Here is a 1333-nt window from a genome sequence, read left to right on the forward strand (position 1 = left end):
ACGGTGTCGGCGCTGAGGGCGGCGCGCAGGCGGCCCAGGTCGTGGCCGAACAGCTCCAGAATGCGCACGAAGTTGCTGGGGTTGCCCACGTCCATGGCGTTGGAGAAGGTGGGCACGGCCGGGCGCGGCGTGTAGGTGCCCGTGCGCAGGTACTGCGGCACCGGCTCGTTGGCGTTGCAGGCCGCGATGAAGTGGCCCAGTCCCAACCCAGAGGCCTGCGCCAGTAGCCCGGCGCAGATGTTGCCGAAGTTGCCACTCGGCACCGCCACCACCGGCGCGGGCGCGTCGGCCGGCCACTGCTGCATGGCAAAGCAGTAATAAAGCTGCTGCGGCAGCCAGCGCGCCACGTTGATGGAATTGGCCGAGGTCAGAAACCGCTTTTCGGCCAGTTTGGGGTCTAGAAACGCCTGTTTCACCAGCGCCTGACAGTCGTCGAAGGTGCCGGCCACTTCCAGGGCCGTGATGTTCTGGCCCAGGGTGGTGAGCTGCTGCTCCTGCACCGGGCTCACTTTGCCGGCGGGGTAGAGAATGACGACTTCCACGCCCGGCACGCCCAGAAAGCCGCTGGCCACGGCCCCGCCGGTATCGCCCGAAGTGGCTACCAGCACGGTCACGGGCGGGGTGTCGCCGGCCTTGGCGAAGTAACCCAGGCAGCGGCTCATGAACCGCGCCCCCACGTCCTTAAACGCCAGCGTGGGCCCGTGAAAAAGCTCCAATGAAGAAACCCCTTCGTGCACCGGTACCAGCGGAAACTCGAAATCCACGGCTTCGGCGCAGATGCGCTGCAGGTCGGCCTCCGGAATGGTGCTGCCCACGTAGGGCCGCATCACATTCAAGGCCACGGTGGCCTTGCTCAGGCCGCGCAGCTCGCGCCGGAAGCCAGGCTGGAATTTGGGAATGGTTTCGGGGAAGTACAGGCCGCCGTCCGGTGCTTGACCGGTGATGGTGGCCTGCCGGAAATCAACCGGCGGCGACTGGTGGCGGAGGCTGTAGTATTTCATATTCAATTTCTGCTGATGCGAATAATCGCCTGTCATCCTGAGCGCAGCGAAGGACCTTATTACGGCCACTCAGCAATTGTCCGGACGTGATAAGGTCCTTCGCTGCGCTCAGGATGACAGGCGGGTTTATCTATTCCTCCACCACATACGCGCCCTGCATGCCCACCGGCCCCACGTACACGTTAAACTCAATACCCAGCTCCGCGAACACGCTGCCCAATGCCGTGCCCACGGCCTGCGCGGTGGCCTCGTCACTGTTCAGCATGAAGATGGACGGGCCCGAGCCCGAGATGCCCCCGCCGATGGCGCCGGCCGCCAGCGCACGCGTGCGG

Annotated in this window: 1 protein-coding gene and 1 pseudogene; both read right to left on the bottom strand. The window is 65.1% G+C overall.

The genetic code is table 11. The features are described from left to right. The coding region (gene thrC, locus ACYVDE_RS22980; protein WP_460503859.1) for a threonine synthase at positions 1–1001 on the bottom strand (1001 nt) is incomplete at its 3' end. Positions 1002–1131: 130 nt separating this feature from the next. Next, a pseudogene (locus ACYVDE_RS22985) lies at positions 1132–1333 on the bottom strand (homoserine kinase); the annotation flags it as partial.

Source organism: Hymenobacter agri (genome assembly GCF_054778495.1).